At 46.4% G+C, this 17,953-nt stretch carries 15 protein-coding genes; 7 read left to right on the top strand and 8 right to left on the bottom strand.

The annotated features are described in order from the left end of the window. Positions 1 to 65: 65 nt before the first annotated feature. Both DF182_RS29885 and DF182_RS29880 read right to left on the bottom strand, forming a co-directional pair. The gene (locus tag DF182_RS29885; protein WP_113619422.1) at positions 66 to 1,799 is read right to left on the bottom strand and encodes a hypothetical protein; all 1,734 of its coding nucleotides are present in this window, start codon (positions 1,797 to 1,799) and stop codon (positions 66 to 68) included. 183 nt (positions 1,800 to 1,982) lie between these two features. Further along, positions 1,983 to 4,361 (bottom strand): ABC transporter permease, encoded by a 2,379-nt coding sequence (locus DF182_RS29880; RefSeq protein WP_113619421.1) that lies wholly within the window; start codon positions 4,359 to 4,361, stop codon positions 1,983 to 1,985. A gap of 205 nt (positions 4,362 to 4,566) precedes the next feature. On the opposite strand from DF182_RS29880, the gene DF182_RS29875 reads away from it, so the two are divergent. Continuing rightward, positions 4,567 to 4,770, top strand: a complete 204-nt coding sequence (locus DF182_RS29875) for a hypothetical protein (RefSeq protein WP_113619420.1) — start codon at positions 4,567 to 4,569, stop codon at positions 4,768 to 4,770. Position 4,771: 1 nt separating this feature from the next. After that, positions 4,772 to 5,137, top strand: a complete 366-nt coding sequence (locus DF182_RS29870; RefSeq protein ID WP_147243591.1) for a hypothetical protein — start codon at positions 4,772 to 4,774, stop codon at positions 5,135 to 5,137. Here DF182_RS29870 and DF182_RS29865 read toward each other — a convergent pair. Next, entirely contained in the window at positions 5,129 to 6,301 is a 1,173-nt protein-coding gene (locus tag DF182_RS29865; protein WP_113619418.1) for a TDP-N-acetylfucosamine:lipid II N-acetylfucosaminyltransferase, read from the bottom strand. The genes DF182_RS29870 and DF182_RS29865 overlap by 9 nt on opposite strands. 261 nt (positions 6,302 to 6,562) lie before the next feature. Beyond that, positions 6,563 to 7,024: a carboxymuconolactone decarboxylase family protein gene (locus tag DF182_RS29860; RefSeq protein WP_113619417.1), complete on the bottom strand. Its 462-nt coding sequence runs from the start codon at positions 7,022 to 7,024 to the stop codon at positions 6,563 to 6,565. Positions 7,025 to 7,198: 174 nt separating this feature from the next. On the opposite strand from DF182_RS29860, the gene DF182_RS29855 reads away from it, so the two are divergent. The 3 genes from DF182_RS29855 to DF182_RS29845 all read left to right on the top strand — a co-directional run bounded on the left by DF182_RS29855 (position 7,199) and on the right by DF182_RS29845 (position 9,731). After that, positions 7,199 to 8,056, top strand: a complete 858-nt coding sequence (locus DF182_RS29855) for a helix-turn-helix domain-containing protein (protein WP_113619416.1) — start codon at positions 7,199 to 7,201, stop codon at positions 8,054 to 8,056. 85 nt (positions 8,057 to 8,141) lie between these two features. Further along, positions 8,142 to 8,711, top strand: coding sequence for a DUF417 family protein (locus DF182_RS29850; protein ID WP_113619415.1), 570 nt, complete (start codon positions 8,142 to 8,144; stop codon positions 8,709 to 8,711). 39 nt (positions 8,712 to 8,750) lie between these two features. Then, positions 8,751 to 9,731, top strand: a complete 981-nt coding sequence (locus DF182_RS29845; protein ID WP_113619414.1) for a hypothetical protein — start codon at positions 8,751 to 8,753, stop codon at positions 9,729 to 9,731. A 159-nt stretch (positions 9,732 to 9,890) separates the two neighbouring features. On the opposite strand, the gene DF182_RS29840 is transcribed toward DF182_RS29845, so the two are convergent. After that, on the bottom strand, positions 9,891 to 11,216 hold the full coding sequence (locus DF182_RS29840; protein WP_113619413.1) for a PQQ-dependent sugar dehydrogenase: 1,326 nt from the start codon (positions 11,214 to 11,216) through the stop codon (positions 9,891 to 9,893). 231 nt (positions 11,217 to 11,447) lie between these two features. After that, positions 11,448 to 13,220 carry an ATP-binding response regulator gene (locus tag DF182_RS29835; protein WP_113619412.1) on the bottom strand — a complete coding sequence of 591 codons (1,773 nt, stop codon included), beginning with the start codon at positions 13,218 to 13,220 and terminating at the stop codon, positions 11,448 to 11,450. A 449-nt stretch (positions 13,221 to 13,669) separates the two neighbouring features. Here DF182_RS29835 and DF182_RS29830 point away from each other — a divergent pair, with 449 nt between their 5' ends. Beyond that, the gene (locus DF182_RS29830; protein WP_113619411.1) at positions 13,670 to 14,359 is read left to right on the top strand and encodes a GNAT family N-acetyltransferase; all 690 of its coding nucleotides are present in this window, start codon (positions 13,670 to 13,672) and stop codon (positions 14,357 to 14,359) included. 78 nt (positions 14,360 to 14,437) lie between these two features. Here the strand turns inward: DF182_RS29830 and DF182_RS29825 are convergent, their stop codons facing one another. Then, positions 14,438 to 14,869, bottom strand: coding sequence for a MarR family winged helix-turn-helix transcriptional regulator (locus DF182_RS29825; protein ID WP_113619410.1), 432 nt, complete (start codon positions 14,867 to 14,869; stop codon positions 14,438 to 14,440). Between the two features lie 97 nt (positions 14,870 to 14,966). Here DF182_RS29825 and DF182_RS29820 point away from each other — a divergent pair, with 97 nt between their 5' ends. Next, complete coding sequence (locus DF182_RS29820) at positions 14,967 to 17,258, top strand: ATP-binding cassette domain-containing protein (RefSeq protein WP_113619409.1); 2,292 nt, start codon at positions 14,967 to 14,969, stop codon at positions 17,256 to 17,258. On the opposite strand, the gene DF182_RS29815 is transcribed toward DF182_RS29820, so the two are convergent. Continuing rightward, positions 17,237 to 17,752 (bottom strand): VOC family protein, encoded by a 516-nt coding sequence (locus DF182_RS29815; RefSeq protein ID WP_113619408.1) that lies wholly within the window; start codon positions 17,750 to 17,752, stop codon positions 17,237 to 17,239. The two genes, DF182_RS29820 and DF182_RS29815, sit on opposite strands and share 22 nt — an antisense overlap. Positions 17,753 to 17,953 lie beyond the last annotated feature (201 nt).

Here is a 17,953-nt window from a genome sequence, read left to right as displayed (position 1 = left end):
TTTGAGCATAACGAACGGACAAAAAGTGATCGCCGGAAACTGGCCAACCAGCTCCCGGCAATTATTTACAACAAAATGTCAATGTCTACGGAAGAAAAATATCTTGGCAGTTCATGGGGAGAAACCACCACGCCATAGCGCAGTTTGAGTGGAATGAGATATTGTAGTGGTATACGTATCCAGCTCTTCATGGATTGTATATTAATATTTACCAGCGATGACCATTGCAGTCCTACAGACGGGACAAAAATAAAGGCGGTGCCTCCAGAAGTGAACTGGGCGCCGGCTTCCATATAGCTGTAAATGCCGATAAACCGTTTATTACTCACCCAGTAGTCAAAATTTCCTTTGATACCGGCTCTCAATTGTTGTGCTGAGGTGGTCAGCCTTTCTGAGTTATCATCTTTGAGGTTGGCAAAACTGCCGCATACCGTATAGCCGAGCCAGCGGTCCAGCTTACCCTTTTTACCGCCATCACTGTTATAATCAAAACGTTTACTGAAATTGCCGGCGTTGATCCTTATTTCAGGCCCTCTGAGGTAATGCTCGCTGAAGAATCCACCTAAAACGCCTACTACCAGTGAATTACCTACGCGGCTACGGATAAAATCGCGGTAGCGTAATGGCTCATTGGCTTTCCGCATGGCAGCGGTAATGGTGGTAGGATCTTCAAAAAGCTCATTCATGTTGGACTGGTAGGGGATAGGCACCCATTGCAGACTGGGAATATGGTAAATCAGATACAGCGGCTGTTTGGTGCGATCATCCGGAATATTGGCCAGAAAAGGAGTAAAGGCCACATCTCCGGCGCCGCGTTCAAATGCGGCAGACAGGTCCTGCAGCGAAATGTTTACCGCTTCTATGATCCGGTTGGCCTCGGGGGTATACGTTGCATAATGTATGTCCAGCAACTTAGTATCCTTTTTCCAGCTGTCGTGAGGATTGTTGAACTGACCATCTCCATAGGAATGCCATATTTCGCCTTCCCGATTCACGACCGTTGTACCGTTGGCAGAATAAAAATCATGCAGGGATTTGTTGTTGGTAACAGATTGGAATATAGTCCTGTTAACTACCAGGTGGCCTGCAGAAAACGCATCTTCCAGAAAGTGGTCCGCAAAACCATTGAACAGGATGGCGTAAAAAAATAGTTCCTGTGCAGCTGCCGGGTCCTGTTTGCTTATCAGCCCGCTCTGTTCAGCCAGGTCAATAGCCAGCACATGCAGGGTAACATACATATTAATCGCATTGGTCTTGCCCAGTTTGTTAAAGATGCTGTCTACCAGGGACGGGTTCTCACATTTTTTGATAACGGCTTTATCAAAATGACGCAGCTGCTCCTTGAAGCCTTTGCGATATTCATAAAAGTGAGACATGTTGACCGCTGCTTTCAATGCATAACTGAAGTCCAGTTTGGATAACTTACCATCCGGTGCAGCGGTATAGCCCATTTTGATATATTGTTCATGTAACAAAATGATCCGTTCCATAACGGAGCTCTTGTACCGAAGCTGTTCTTCCAGCATTAGCGGGTTACGTTCGTGGTCGCCGCTAAGCCCGTTTAAAACGCCATAGGATATACGACATCTGTCTTTGCCGGACAGTCCCCCGAAATAATAATTACCTTCTCCGTCATCTTGTATGTCAAGATAGCGTAGTAGCAGGGTTTTATTGCTGGATATGGATTGCATAAACCGCAGAAAGGCGGCGTCTCCGATGAGCTTGTGCTCTCCGTAGTTGTAGGCGAATAGATAAAAGGATAACAGGGTTAGTGTAATCGTGATAGTGATTCTTTTCATGCAACGGGTTATAGGTTGATAGATGCATGTGAACAGTTACGGGAATGGGGCGCAAAATAACTTTTTTTTGATAATAGTCAAGTGAAATTTAAAACTTCTTATGTTACCAAGGATGCTGACTGCAATCAGCCTGCAGTCAGCATCTTGGGTAGAATCTTTATCCTATATACTGATTGTTTTAATCTATTCTGCTCTCAGATTTTTAACCGGATTGGCAACAGCCGCTTTTATCGCCTGATAACTCACTGTTGCCAGCGTGATGATGCTAATAGTCAGCATGGTGATCAGATATACATCTACTCCGAGGTGGACATGATACGCAAAGTTATTCAGCCAGTGAGACATGCCCCATGATACCAGCAGAAATGCCAGCACCAATGCCAGCAGTACCAGTTTCAGGAAGTCTTTGGATAGCAGGAGTGCCACACTGCAGACAGAAGCACCTACCACTTTCCGTATGCTGATTTCTTTTTGTCTTCTTTGCGCTGTAAAGGCAGTAAGCCCAAACAGGCCCAGACATGAAATGATGATGGCCATACCGGCAAAATAGCGGGAGAGGGTGCCTGTTCTTTGTTCTGCGGTATACAAAGCCTGGTAGTCTTCATCCAGATAGCGGTGCTCGAATACCATACCTGGATAAAACCGTTCAAAGGCCTGTTGTACTTTAGCGAGCGTTTGTTTTTCATCCTCGTTGCCCAGCCGCACCATTACATTAGGCATGGCCGGATATATCTGGAAGAAACAGGGCTGTATACTTTGGTAGAGCGATTCAAAATTAAAATCGGCAGCGATGCCAACAATCTGTTTGGACTGTCCCCAGAAAGTAATGGTTTTACCCACGGGATCTTTGAGCCCCATACTTTTGATGGCTGTTTCATTGAAGATGATTTCATGGCGGGCATTAGGGCCATCAGAGAAATGACGTCCTTCTTTAAGCTGTATGCCGGCTGTTTCCAGGAACCGGTCACCTACTTCAAGATTGGAAAAATCGATGCTGGTATGCGGATCTTTCCCCGGCCATTGGAAATCAGAGATCGCGCCATGCTCACCAGTCAGATTGTGATAGTAGCTGGAGGCATTGACAATACCGGGGATGTTCCTCAGCTCATTGATAAAAGCGATGGCGCGGTGCTCCTGAATGGAGTCCATGCCCAGTGGTATTTCAAAATGAATAACCTGATGGCGGTTGTAGCCCAGGTTTCTGGACTGGATATATTCAAGTTGTTTATAGATCACGAGTACGGCAGCGATAAATGCTACAGAGAGGGTAAACTGCACCACTACAAGGCCTTTGCGGACCATCAGTTCCCCGAAGGAGGTACTAAACCTTCCTTTCAATGCCTGCACAGGGCGGAAACCGGAAAGATAAAGCGCAGGATAGCTGCCTGCAATCAGACCGGTAATCACAGTAATGCCTGTCATCAGCAGGATGAGCGGAACACCGGGGTGCAACTGTAGTTGTTTGGCGGTAAGCTGATTAAACACCGGCAATAACAACCATACCATCAACAACGCCAGCAACGAAGCTATAGCTGACATCATGATGGCTTCTCCGATACATTGCCATACCAGGGCCATACGACTGGCGCCCAGCACTTTTTTTACACCTATTTCCTTCATTCGCCTGGATGCCATGGCAGTAGACAGGTTCATAAAATTGATGCACGCAATCAGCAGTATCAGTACAGCTATCACAGAAAACATTTTTACATAGGCTATACGGCCACCTGCCTGTACACCATTTTCATATTTTCCATATAAATAGTTGTCGGAAAACCGGGACAGAAAGAGCTGCGCATCCGAACGTCTGGTTTTGCCCTGAATAAAGCGGCTGATCTTATTATCTACCTGCGTAATATCAGCATCGTTTTTCAGCAGCACATAGGTATTAGGATCGTTGTTGCCCCATTGGGTCAGCCCTGGCCTTCTTTCCAGGACTAAGGCATAAGGAAAGATAAGATCAAACTGTTGTGTAGCGGAAGGAGGATTGTTTTTGAAGATGCCGGTAATGGTAAACAGCCCGCCAAGTTCCTGCTGGTCCCATTTCAGCGTTTGTCCGATAACGTTATCGGTTGTATGAAAAAGCCGGCGGGCCATCTCCTCCGAAATTACGACGGACGACTTGTCCCGTAATACCTGGCTGGGATGACCCGCTATCAGCGGGCAGGTGAAAACATCGAAATAGCTGCTGTCTGCATACTGGCCGGCTGCCTTGAGACGTTGCTCACCCCTGGATATTACGCCCTTGTAAGGGAACCAGGAAGCAGGCAATACCGATACGGCAGCTGTTATCTCCGGTATTTCCTCTTTGAGCGACCTGGCCAGTAATCCGGGAGTATTGGGCATCGTCCGTATTCCTTCATCACTTTTAGTATTCAGCATTACCTGGTATAACTGCCTGTCATGGACATTGTATTTATCTACCTGCAACTCATCGTTTATCCATAACAGTAATAGCAGGGTACAGGCCAGGCCTGTAGACAATCCCAGCAGGTTGAGCAGGGTAAACTGACGGTCTTTTAATAAAGCACGCCATATCAGCCGGATGTGGTTAGGTAGCATGTTGGGGTGGTTTTGATGAGTGTGCCGCAAAGACAATACCCTTTGGATTGTTATTGATAACCAGTTTTTTATGAATTACTATGTGGTGTTTTACGTCCGCTTTTGTACAACTTTGTTCATTTCCGGCCGTCTTAGCAATTGTCATTTAAAAGTTATTGCATATATTCGAATAAAAATTAGTACATTTGGCCTAAAATAGAAAACAATGAACGAATACACCGTGAACAACGAAGAGGAAAAAGAAGACAAAAAATCCTTTATCCAACGGCTGAGAGACAGCGTAATACCGATTAAACCGGACGACTCCGCTCCTGTAAAAGTGGTGAAACAGATAGGATTTGCGGCCTTCCTGGCGGTGGCCGGTGTGGTGACTACGCTGCTGGCAATAGCCGTATCATTTGCGCTATAATATGAAGAAGTTGCTTTACATGGGAGTGGCCTGTGCTTTACTGTGGCTGCTTGTACATGTGCTACGCTGGTATGGTCAGCCTTTGCCGTATGTCAATGGGCATTTGACCGACTTTATAGCCGTACCGCTCATGGCGCAGATCTGCCAGGTAGTGGTACAGCGCTGGATAGCAAAAGACAGCAGCTACCAGCTTCCGCTGGTATACATACTGTTTATTGCAGTTTATGTGTCTGTTGTCTTTGAGTGGATCATGCCGCGTTATTCTCCCCGTTATGTGGGCGACTGGCTGGATGTGGCGGCATATTTCTCCGGCGGACTGTGTTATTATCTTACACAGCTTAAGAAGGTTGTACCAGCATCACGATAACATTTCTTTCAACACCTGCATTTTTTTCCCGGTGTCAAAGATAGTTTCCATACGGGCAATGTCTTTGGCTGTTTCCTCCGGAGTGGTTGCGGTTTTAAACGCATCAAAGGTCATGTTGGGGATATTCGCCACATCATAAACATTCACATCATATCGTTTGAACAGCTGGTAAACAGAACTCTTGTGATGCAGGAAAAGTTTTTTACCCCTGTAGAGCATCGCCAATGTATTGCCTACGGCCTGTGAACGGTAATGTGGCATAAAGGCAATATCTACCTCGTCCAGCAAACGGTAATAGTCGTCCCGGTTCATAAAGTCACGCAGGGCGTTCACCTTCTCCCGGCCGAACATGGCCACTGCCTTCTGTTCTACAAAATCACCATATTGCCGGCTACCATAGTTCAGCGGAATCACCAGCCTGATAGGCTCGTCTTTAAACTTCGCTAACGCCTCCATAGCTTCCAGATGGTTGTTGGTGGAGGTGGCAGAATTACCCAGCAGGATAGTGGTTACTCCCGGTTCTTTTTTCGTATACGCCACCCCGTTATTGTCAGGCTGTGGATTCACATTATAAAAGAAATACTTCAGCGCTACGTTGGTGGTATAGTGTTGATGGATCCACTGGTGATCAATCTCATTCCAGTTCAGAAAAAAGTTGAGCCTTCTGAAAAACCGGTCCCGTTGAGCAGCGATGTAACGCTGTGATTTCGGATATTTTATATAACGGCTCTTGAAGGTTTTAAACAGCTGCTTCGGTTTAAAAAAGTTCCACTCCACCTTAGTCCGCTCTTCTTCCCGCTCAAAATATTTAAGTGTTTTAGGGCCGTAGATAGCACGTTTGAAACGGGAGAAAGGAATCTCCACAATGTCACCACCCCAAAAACATACACCTACCGGAACAGCTTCCGATAAAGAAAGAACAAAAGCCACCGCAGCTTCAGATAACCAGTGTATGAAAATTTTATCGTTGGTGCCGATGCCTTTTACCAGTTCCTTAAAGGCAGGACTATCATAAGGCGCAAACCTGGCCAGTGGCGACTTTACATGGACTACCTGTTCGGGTTGCTGGTCAATGATGTAAGTATTGTTGCCCGGTGCGGCTTTTTCTGCGTCGATAATAAAGTCATTGATAAACTTATCGTCTATCATCAGGTGGTAATTCATACTACGGATTATATTGATGGTCCCTGTAAAGCTTGACTGGCATAGGGAAGCAGCAAATATAATCAATTTTCCCAGGACTAAAGTCCTGGGCTAAGTTCGAGGCGGGGGTGGGATTGTAACAAATCAGTTGCCGACGGATAGGATTGATCGGTTTTTTCTAAATTCAATAACTAAGGTGGACTTTAGCTCCCCAATCATTATCTAAAACTAAAGCCCGGAATTTAATAGCCCGGGCTTTAGCATCAAATATAGCCCAGGACTTTAGTCCTGGGAATCATGTTGTCCAATCTCGTAAGTGCCGGGCTTCGTCCGGAAAGCCTTGTTCAGCTTGTTCCAGGTGCCAATGCTAGCTACTAGCAATGTAAGGTCTGCAATCTTTGCCTTGGAATAAAAAGCAGCCAGGTTGTTGAACACCTCATCGTTCACATGACCGCTATTTACTGCTTCAGCATATGAAAGTACGGCCCTTTCTTCTTCAGTATAATACGGACACTCCGGCCATGCTGGCAGTGAATGCAGACGCTGCTCTGTTTCTCCCAGATGAATAGCATCCTTGTGATGCATATCCAGACAATAGGCGCAACCATTGATCTGGGAAATACGGTAGTGTACCAGCTCCATCAGTTTGCGGTCAAGTCCTGAGTGACGAAGGTAGATACCAGTTTTGAACAGTCCGTCCATAAAGCCCTTATTGGTGTCAGCAAAAGTTATTCTTGTTTCCATTTGTATTGATTTTATAGCGTGAATGATGTTTGATCGTGTTTGTAATTATGACAACTCGTTTTTTTCATTTGGGACAAGAATTTTATATTTTTATTTTTATAATGTAAATTGAATTTATAAAGTGGTGATTGTGCTATATTTTCGTAGTCTTATAGCCTATTTAAACCAACTATCATGAAAGCGGTACATGCAGATACAGGAGAATATTTATTCGGACTAAAGCCGGCAATGGCATCTTCGCTGGCGCGGCCCTCACAGTTTTCGGAATACACAGTTATATTTATACCTTCCGGCAGTGGTACCTACCAGGCCGATTTCAGCACGTTTTCCTTCAATGGCCCGGTATTATTGTTTGCAACACCTTTTCAAGCCCTGCGCCTGCAGGCAGATAAAGACATGGAGGTTTTGCTGCTGCAGTTCCATGGCGATTTTTATTGTATAGAGCAGCATCACAGCGAAGTCGCCTGCAACGGACTGTTGTTTAATAATATTTATCTATGGCCTTATATTAGTCTGTCTGCCGCCCAGGCAGCGGATTTTACACAACTATTAACCCAGCTGGGCAATGAGCTGCATCAGGAACCACCTTCCGGCATTGTATTAAAAGCATATCTACAACTACTACTGGCAAAATCGAGCACCATCCGGCTGCAAACACAAACAGCCCGGCCGGATGAACAGCCGCAGGATAAACAGATGGAAGCGTTCCGCCAGCTGCTGGACCAGCACTACCGGTCTTTGCACAAGCCCGCCGACTACGCTTCTATGCTGGCCATCTCGCCTAATCATCTCTCCAAACGTTGTAAAGGATATTTTGGCAAATCCCCGTCACAACTGATTCAGGACAGGCTGGTGCTGGAAGCTAAAAAACAACTGCACCTTACCCGTAAGAGCATCAAGGAAATTGCCTATGAACTTCAGTTTGAAGATGAGTTTTATTTCAGCCGTTTTTTTAAGAAGATGACCAAAGTATCACCCCGCACTTTCCGCCGCAGGACAGGTATTTCGGTGGTGGCAGATTTGTCCATGTAATAGCCTGTTCCTTCCATGGTCTGCCCTATGCGGCTGATCTACATTTGTGTAGTCAATATTGACGGTCACACACAAATGAAAGAACATGAAAAACAAGCTACTGAACGCCATCGCAAATCTTGACCTGCTGGGTAAAAAAGCTATCCGATACGGTATTGTGCTGGTCTTCCTCTGGATCGGCGGCCTGAAATTTTTTACTTATGAAGCAGATGGTATCGTGCCCTTTGTGGCCAACAGCCCCTTTATGTCCTTTTTCTATGATCACCCGGAAGAGTACAAAAGCCATATGAACAAGGAAGGAGAACTGATAACGGCTAACCATCAATGGCATGAGGCTAATAATACTTACGGTTTTTCCTATGGTCTCGGTATCTTTCTGATCATACTCGGCGTATTGGTAGCCCTGTATAAAGTGGCGCCACTGGCCAGTATGGTGGGTAGCGGTCTTGTATTTGTGATGACACTGGGCACATTATCGTTTCTGATTACTACACCTGAATCCTGGGTGCCGCATCTTACAGATCATCAGTGGGGATTCCCTTACCTCTCAGGTCGTGGCAGGCTGGTAGTGAAAGATATTGTTATCCTGGGTGGTGCGCTGATCACCATGAGTGAGTCTGCCGCTATTTATCTGCAACGCAGGAAGGCTGCTTAGTTTTAGGTATCTTTGACGTTGGTAAAACAGCCATAGCATATGCAACAGCAGACTATCGAACAAGCCTATACGCAAACAATTTCCTGGCGTAAGCACGACCTGGTAGACTGGGCCCTGGGAGGACAGATCTATTCTTCGGAAAAGAAACAACCAGGCGTCAGCCTCCACTATGCCTACAACTTTGATGCAGCTATCACTTCGGCAGACGGACAATATGCTTTGCTGTATACCAAACTCGGCACCAAAGGACTGTTACTCAAAAACGGTGAATTGCTGAGAGAGATCAACCGTTCTTATTATCATGCGGAAACATACGAGTATCCGGCTGTTTTTCTGATAGCAGAGAACGGAAGAACTTACCTGGCACATTGCCCGCAAGTATATTGTCAGCTGGATTTTGAAGATGTGGAAACAGGGGAGGTTATTACCAGCATCGCCGGCCGTACGCCCGCCGATTTTTTTCACTCCCGCCTGGAAGTCAGCCCCGACAATAAATGGCTCATCAGCAAGGGCTGGGTATGGCAGCCAATGGATATGGTGGTGGCCTATCATATTCCTTCCTGTATAGAAAATCCATTGCTGCTGGACTCCTGTTCCCTGCGTCCGGATGTGACTGTAGAAATCAATACCGCCGGGTTCATCAGCAACCATGAAGTGCTGATTGGCGCTACTGATGGTGCAGACCTGTATGATGATGAAGAATCTGCGCTGTTGCTGCCAGGCCAGCTGGCTATATGGAACCTCACTACCGGCAGTTTGTCAGCAATAGTGAGGGTGAATGGGCCTTTCGGTAACCTATTCCCAATCGATGAAACCTATGCCTGGGACCTTTTCCGTTTTCCTAAAGTCATTAACTACAGGACCGGCGAAATCACTGACCAGTTAGAAGGAGTTCCTACCAGCGAACAGGCTTCATCCATCATCCATCATATTGAATCGCAGCAGATTGCCTACAGCAAAGAGCTGGATACAGTGGCCGTGCTCACTAAAGAGCATAAAATAAGCTTATTTACCCGCTAGGCGCAAAATATAGGTATAACGTATAGTGAATAAACGATAAAATCAGTTCCCCGGCCGGAAGGCAACAATGAAACGATAACGGATGATACTGACATATATAAATGAAGAAGCCCCCAAAAGCATTGCGTCTTTTGGGGGCTTCTTCATTTATACCGGTAATTATTTTTTGTAGATAATACGATAGATGGTACCTATCTTGTCGTCAGACACGTAGAGGGAGCCATCAGGACCTTGGGCAAGGCCGCAGGGGCGGTGTGCAGCATCGCCAGGAGCTGCAATATTTTCTTTGCCGGCAAATCCTTTAGCGAAAACTTCCCATTTACCGGAAGGAACACCATTCTGGAAAGGCACAAAAGCAACGAAGAATCCCTGTTGTGGTTCAGGAGCTCTGTTCCAGGAGCCATGGAAGGCGATGAACGCGCCGTTCTTGTATCTTTCAGGGAACATGTTGCCAGTGTAGAACAACAGCCCGTTAGGAGCCAGGTGGCCAGGGAAAGTTACGACAGGGTCATCGTATTTATCGGTAACGGCTTTTTTGCCGTCGCCGCCATATTCCGGAGAAATGATTTTTTTCTGCTGGAACTGATCGTAGTAGATATAAGGCCATCCGCAGTTGGAACCTTCATGCAGTTTGTACATGGTTTCTGCAGGCAGCTCTGCTGATGTTTTGGCATCATACAGTTCCGGGAAGAAATCATGCAGGTTGTCGCGGCCATGCTGCATCACGTACAGCGCGTTGGTAGCCTGGTTCCAGTCAAGGCCCACCACGTTTCTAAGGCCGGTAGCATAGCGTTTGCCGTTATGATAACCTTGATGCAGCTCGTTGGCTTTAAAAACCCAGATGCCGCCAGCGGAGTCCAGTAAAGGACAGGGCTGCATACCGGGAGAGCCTTTGGTACGGTCTTTTTCCTGGCATACATTGGAGGGTGCACCGATATTCACATAGAGGTTACCGTTATTATCCAGCGCAATGGATTTGGAATTGTGCTGACCGCGGTCTATCAGGCCACTCACCAGTGTGTCAGGATGCTGAGGGTCTGCTACTTCCAGCTTGTCGTTGAGTTTGTAGCGAAATACGCTGGTGTTGGAAGAGGCATATAGATAGCCATCTTTAATGGCTATGCCGGTACCACCATATGTAGCGAAGCCGCTATGCTCGTCTGCACGGCCATCTCCGTTTTTATCAGTCAGCACTACGATGCCGTTTCCTCTCACCGGTGATTCCAGTTTCACAAATACCACCCCGTTTTTGTTGACGGCCAGATGTCTGGCGTTACCGGTACTGTCGGCAAACCGCAGGGCGCCAAAGCCTTCGGGGAGTTGCAGTCCTACGTTGCCGCTGTCTGCTGTCAGTCCGGCTGATGGCTGCTGAGCGTTGTTATGGCAACTGTGAAGAGCCAGCACGACAGACGGAAGCAAAAGGAACAGGCCTAACTTCTTTAAAGGCTTGCTGTCTGACAATGTCAGCGCTAATCCTGTTTTCATAGTAATGTATTTAGTACAACAAATATATGCTCGTATCCATAGCCCATATTAGGGCGCAAGAAAATACGAAATTAATGGAAAGAATTTGCAAATTTTTGATCAGGCGATAATATCCATGAGTCAGGACCTGCCCGATGAAATAAATACACGTGCGCGGTGCACAGGATGGCGCCGCAAATAAATCCGGAGATTAACAACTAACAGGGTGCAAACAAACAATAACAGCAGATATTACGCCTGCGCCTGAAACTGAGGCAGGTGCCTGGACAAGGCCAGATACAACTCATTAAAATGTACCGGCTTGGAAATATAGGCATTGGCACCTGCTCTTAGAATGTCTTCCTTTACGGAAGTAAATGCATCTCCGGATACGATCAGCACCGGAATATCTTTGAAGAGAGGGTGACTGCGTAAATGCTGGAGCAGTTCCTTCCCGCTCATATTGGACATATGCAGATCTGAGATGATCACATCGGGTCTTTCTATTTGTATCAGCTCCATAGCTTCCTCACCTGTATGGCACAGGGTAGCGGTAAGGCCCATATGCGAGAGTATCTTGGTGAGCAGCGAACTGCTGATGGGGTCATCTTCAATCACCAGCGCAGTGGCGCCAGGAAATACATTTCTGCGATAGTGCTGTTTGCTGGCTGTGCTGCTTTTGCCTCTGGCGGCTTCCAGGGGTAGCGTGAAAGCAATGATGGTGTGGGTATTTTTTTCATCCGGCTCAATAAATATCTGTCCGCCCAGCAACTCTACAAGGTGTTTGGTGATGGAGAGCCCCAGCCCTGTGCCTTCGGTAATCTGGTTACGCTCAGATACAAAAGCCTCAAAAATCTGAGCGGCTTTTTCATAGTTAATGCTGCCCTGGTTGATCACTCTGAATATTACCTGATGCTGCTCGCGCTGACATCGGATTTCTACGCAGCTATTGCCTGTAGCAAACTTCACTGCATTAGACAGCAGGTTGTTGATGATCTTGGTGAGGATGATCTTATCACTGCTGATGATAGCCGGTAATTGTTCATCAAAACTTTCCCGGATGGTAATACCCCTGGAAAGTGCGATATACTGATTGATGGCAGTGCAATGTCCTACACATTCCTTCAGGTTAAGGGATTCTTTGGTAACAGTATTAAATCTGCCTGCATCAATACGCGACATGTCCAGCACATTGTTGATGATGTTCCGGGCAATATAACAGGCAGAATACAGGTCGTCGATTTCCCGTTTTTCCTCTGCACTATAGCCATTCCGTCTGAGCTGCAGCAGTTGTGCGATGCCGTAAATGGCGTTCAGCGGCGTTCTGAGCTCATGGTACGTTTCACGCAGGAAGGTACTTTTGGCAACAGAGGCATCTTTTAGTTTTCTTTCAGAATACAACAGCGCATGAATCTTGCCGATATAGGAAGACATTACCAGAATGATCAATGCCAGAAAAGCAGAGGAGGTGATTAGATGTATGATATAGGCTGTGTCCGGAGCTAATTCCAGTGGAGCAATAAAACGCTGCCGCTGATTGACCTGTACCAGTATCAGGGCTGTCACAGTGATGATCAGGCAGGATACCAGTACTTTCCGCTCTTTGCTCAGGAAAAAGGTGTTGCACAGGTGGAAAACAATCGTGGCCAGAAATGCCATCACCAGATCTATAGGAATGGCCGTTCCGAAAACAGTGCTCCAGTACACCGCAAAAACACTGTTGGCGATGAGCATCACCAGACTGGCCTTGAAATATTTCTTTAAATGGTTTAAAACGATCACATAAATAAAAGCAGCCGCCTCAATCAAAATAGGCAGTAGAATTACCATGCTGGGATGCAGGGAATAAAAAAAAGATCCGATGCCCAATACCAAAATGGTCATCAGCAGTCCTAATGCATTTACCAGAATGACAGGTCTCTTGTCTTCCTTGTAAGTGAAGTCTTTGGTGCCGGCAAATAGTGGTCTTCCTAAAAAATTGATAAAGCCGGATAGGATTTTGTTGTGAATGTACATGTCTAGCATTAAATAAGATTTTCAATAGTTTTTTTTGAGGGTCGCATTGTTCGTTTCAAATGTGTCTAAAGGGCGCAGGTAAGCATGTCTTTTACGGGTTTGGTCTTGTGTTCAATGGTCGCTCCGTTCAAGGATTGTAACTGTTGTTTTTGTCTAGTTGGCGAAGCTCACAGTAAATATAATAAAAAAATAAGATTAAAAGTGTTGTGTCATTCACTAAAAAACATTTTATAGCAGATGCTTGTCATGTACATTTAACAGAAAGATAAAATTCCTGCAATTACTTTGCAGGCATTAGGTCTGGAGATAGGTGATATCATGAAAAGTTAGAATGAAGATCTTACCTGAAGAAGGTGATGATAGCTGCTGACAACACGAAAATGTATAGCATCAACCTTACAGGTTATTGTTGGTTTTATTAAATTTTTTATAGCTTGTAAACTTTATATTGAATAATTATGAGTGAGATATTATTGGATAATCCGGTGTGGAACGCACTGGCAACTAGCCAGGCACCTTTGTCGATGGGAACGGATCGGGTGAAAAGATACCGGAGGGAGATTCTTTCCTTTATTGCCTGTGAAGATGCAGAACAAAATGTTTTGGAAGACTTACAGCCATGGATAAACGAAGGAGAATCTTTTTACCTGGTCGGGGAGCTGCCCGTACTGCCGGCTGGCTGGCAGGTGGTAAATGAGTTGCCCTGTGCGCAAATGATACTGCGGTCACAGGTGGTGCTTCCTGTAAAGGAACCTGTAAATATTACCATGCTGACAGCCGATGATGCCACTGCTATGTATGAGCTGGTAAATAAGGTGCAGCCGGGTTATTATAATCCAGACACCCGTTTGTTGGGCACCTATTATGGTATTTGGCAGGAAGGACGGCTGGTGGCCATGGCAGGAGAACGGATGCGTATGAGCGGCTTTACTGAACTAAGTGCCATTGTTACAGATCCTGCATATACCGGTAGAGGATATGCGCAGCAGCTTATCACACGGCTATGCCATCAACATGCAGAAGAAGGAGTGACCTCCATGTTGCATGTGTCAGTTGCAAATGAACGGGCTATTCGATTGTATGAACATATGGGCTTTGTGACACGAAGAATAATCGTGTTCAGAAAGATCACCAAAGGGGAGGTTTAGTCCATTTTCAGATGACGGAACAGCCATGCGCTTACCCGCCAGGGTAAGGCCTGTATGTTTATTGCCTTCACTGATCTGTTAAGACTTCCCGATAGATATCCGGGAAGTGATATGATGACAGAGTCTTATAAATGTTTTCCGGTCTTCTGCCGTCAGTATCCTGCTTATTTCCGTGGTCATGGTCTTCCTGAGTTTACCAGCCTCATTCACCAGTTTCCTGCCTTTAGGCGTGATACTGTTAAAATAACTTCTGCGGTCTGTATCATCCCGCTTCTGTATGACTAACCCATCACTCATTAGTTTCCTGATCTGCCGGGAGATGGCCGGGGCTGTGATACGGAAATAATCAGCCAGCTGGCTGGTGGTCCGGTCTCCTTGCTTTATGATAACATCCAGTATCAGAAACTGGGTGGCCGTCAGTTTCTCCGTGCTGAATTTATTGACCTGTGCAATGATCAGGCATTGCAGGTCAGTGTAAGCCTGTTCAAATTGTTCCGCTTCTGTGCTCATCAGTAAAAAAATATTTACTTAACAAAGTTAATCATTAACTTTGTTAAGTAAATAAAAAAATAACCCATCATCTTGTTTACCCATAAATCAATATAAAATGGCTGTCATCAGGGATGAAATAAAGATCAGGGGAGCACGGGAAAACAACCTGAAAAACATCTGCGTAAACATACCCAAACAACAGATTACAGTATTGACAGGCGTTTCAGGCTCCGGTAAATCTTCATTGGTATTTGATACTATCGCAGCAGAAGCACAGCGGCAGCTGAATGAAATGTTCAGCAGTTTTGTCCGTCACCGTCTGCCACATTATGGCCAGCCGGAGGTAGACATGATCGAAAACCTTAGTCCGGCAATCATCATAGACCAGAAACAGATCCGAGGTAATGCCAGGTCTACGGTCGGTACTGTGACAGATATCTATTCCCTGCTTCGTTTACTATTTTCCCGCATAGGAAAACCATTTACCGGGTATTCCAATATCTTCTCCTTTAATCACCCCGAAGGAATGTGTCCCCGCTGCGAGGGCCTGGGAACGATAGATACCATCAACATCGACCGCCTGTTTGATAAAAACAAATCGCTCAACGAAGGCGCGATCCTGTTCCCATTGTTTGGCGTAGGCACTGCGCTGTGGAAGCGGTTTGTTTTATCCGGGTATTTCGACAATAATAAAAAACTAAAAGATTATACACCGCAGGAATGGGACCTGCTACTGTATCAGGAAGAGATCAGGCCCACCCATCCGGCGCCGGGGTGGTGGCCTTCGGCCAAATACGAAGGGGTAATCCCCCGGTTCACCAAACGTTTTCTGGGCAAGGACGAAGAAGAAACCAAAAGGGTAGATCAGCAGGCCCTGCGGCGGGTAGTGACCAAAGGTGTTTGTCCTGAATGTCAGGGAGCGAGGCTCAATCAGCAGGTGCTGGCCTGTAAAATCAAGGGGAAAAATATTGCTGCATATGCAGCTATGGAGGTAAGTGATCTGGTGGAAGAAGTCCGGACTATCAATACATCACAGGCTCATACCGTTACGGCCGCCATTATAGAACGACTGGAACACCTGGCCGGTATCGGGCTGGGATACCTTAGCCTGGACCGGGAAACGGCTACGCTCTCCGGTGGAGAATCACAACGGGTAAAGATGGTGAAACATCTCGGCAGCAGTCTGAGTGATATGGCTTATATTTTTGATGAACCCAGTACCGGCCTGCATCCCCGTGATGTACACCAGCTGAATGCACTCATGCAAAGTCTGCGTGACAAAGGCAACACCGTACTGGTAGTAGAACACGACCCCGATGTGATCAAAGTGGCCGATCATATCATAGACATGGGGCCCGGCGCCGGAAAAGAAGGCGGCGCCATCGTATACCAGGGAAGTTTTCAGGGCCTGTTGTCCGCTAATACCCTTACCGGACAATATCTGCGGAAGAAACCGCAACTCAAAAAAGCACTGAGGCCTTTTACGGATGTGCTGCCCATCAGACATGCAAAACTGCATAACCTCAAAGATGTCAGTACGGATATTCCGCTTGGCGTGATGACGGTCGTTACCGGTGTGGCCGGCTCCGGCAAAAGTAGCCTGATCAATGGAGTGCTGGCACAGCAGTTTCCCGATATCATCAGTATCAATCAGCATGCCCTGCCCGGGTCGATACGTTCTAACCCTGCCACCTATACGGGAATAGCAGATATGGTAAGGGATCTGTTTGCCCGTGCGAATCAGGTGAGCGCCGGCCTGTTCAGTTTTAATTCCGCTGGCGCCTGTCCGGCTTGCAAAGGATTGGGCGTTACCTACACTGATCTGGCTTTTATGGATACGGTGGCCACCACCTGCGAAGTATGTCAGGGGCGCCGTTTTACACCCGAAGTGCTGGGGTACACGCTGCGTGGCCGGAGCATCGATGAAGTGTTACAGATGAACGTGGCAGAAGCGCAGACATTTTTTACTGAAGCAGCAGTGCTGAAAGTATTGAACCAGCTTAGCGCAGTAGGACTGAATTATCTTTCACTGGGACAGCCATTAAATTCCCTTTCCGGCGGAGAGCGGCAACGTATTAAACTGGCTACAGAACTGGAAAAGAGCGGTAATATCTACGTGATGGATGAACCTACCACTGGTCTTCACTTGTCGGATGTGCACCATTTGATTGGTTTGCTGAACCGGCTGGTAGACAGCGGTAGTACTGTGATCGTTATAGAACATAACCTGGATGTAGTCTGTCAGGCCGACTGGATCATTGATATGGGGCCGGGAGCCGGGAAGGAAGGAGGGAGCATCCTGTTTGAAGGGACACCTGCAGGGATACTTGAGGGGGATAGGTCCCTGACAGGTGTCTTTCTGAAAAAGTATATCCATGACCGTTATCAGGCAGGGACAGAGGCGTAAGCTTCTTCCAGTGCACGGAGGTCCATTTTTTTCATTTTGAAAATAGCAGCCATCACCCGGTTCACCCGGTTGATATCCTTGTCTGTCATCATATCTCCCAGTTGTACGGGTACCACCTGCCAGGAGAGGCCGAATTGATCTTTTAGCCATCCACATTGCTCTGACTTAGGGTCGCCGCCTACCCGCAATTTCTCCCAGTAATAATCGATCTCTTCCTGGTTTTCACAGTTAACCACAAAAGAAACCGCTTCGTTGAATCGAAATAAAGGCCCGCCATTGAGAGCCATGAACTCCTGCCCGTCAAGGGTGAACTCTACAGTGAGAACAGTACCTTCCGGCATGTGATGGATCTCAAACCCTTCTTTGGTGTAATAGGAAATACGGCCTATGGATGAGTTGGGGAAGATACCGGTATAAAATTTCACGGCTTCTTCCACCTCTTTGTCAAACCACAGACATGGTGTAATTCTTTGGGAAGTGATTTTCTTTGCCATAATTTTTATTTTAATAGCTATTGAATAATAGTAGGGGTTATTCAAAGATAAAACGGTTCATATTGTCCCCTGGGGGGATAGGACGACTTTAAAGAGGTGATTTGCGACATTCTCAGTGCCTGTCTCCCGTCTATGAAACAGTTTTCTACCGGAAATGTTATCAGCCAACCTCAGGCTGTTTTATTCGAAATTGGATAAATT

The sequence above is a fragment of the Chitinophaga flava genome (genome assembly GCF_003308995.1).
In the GTDB taxonomy this organism is placed as follows: domain Bacteria; phylum Bacteroidota; class Bacteroidia; order Chitinophagales; family Chitinophagaceae; genus Chitinophaga; species Chitinophaga flava.
Note: the sequence above shows the minus strand (reverse complement) of the source record. Positions and strands in the feature narration are given on the sequence as shown.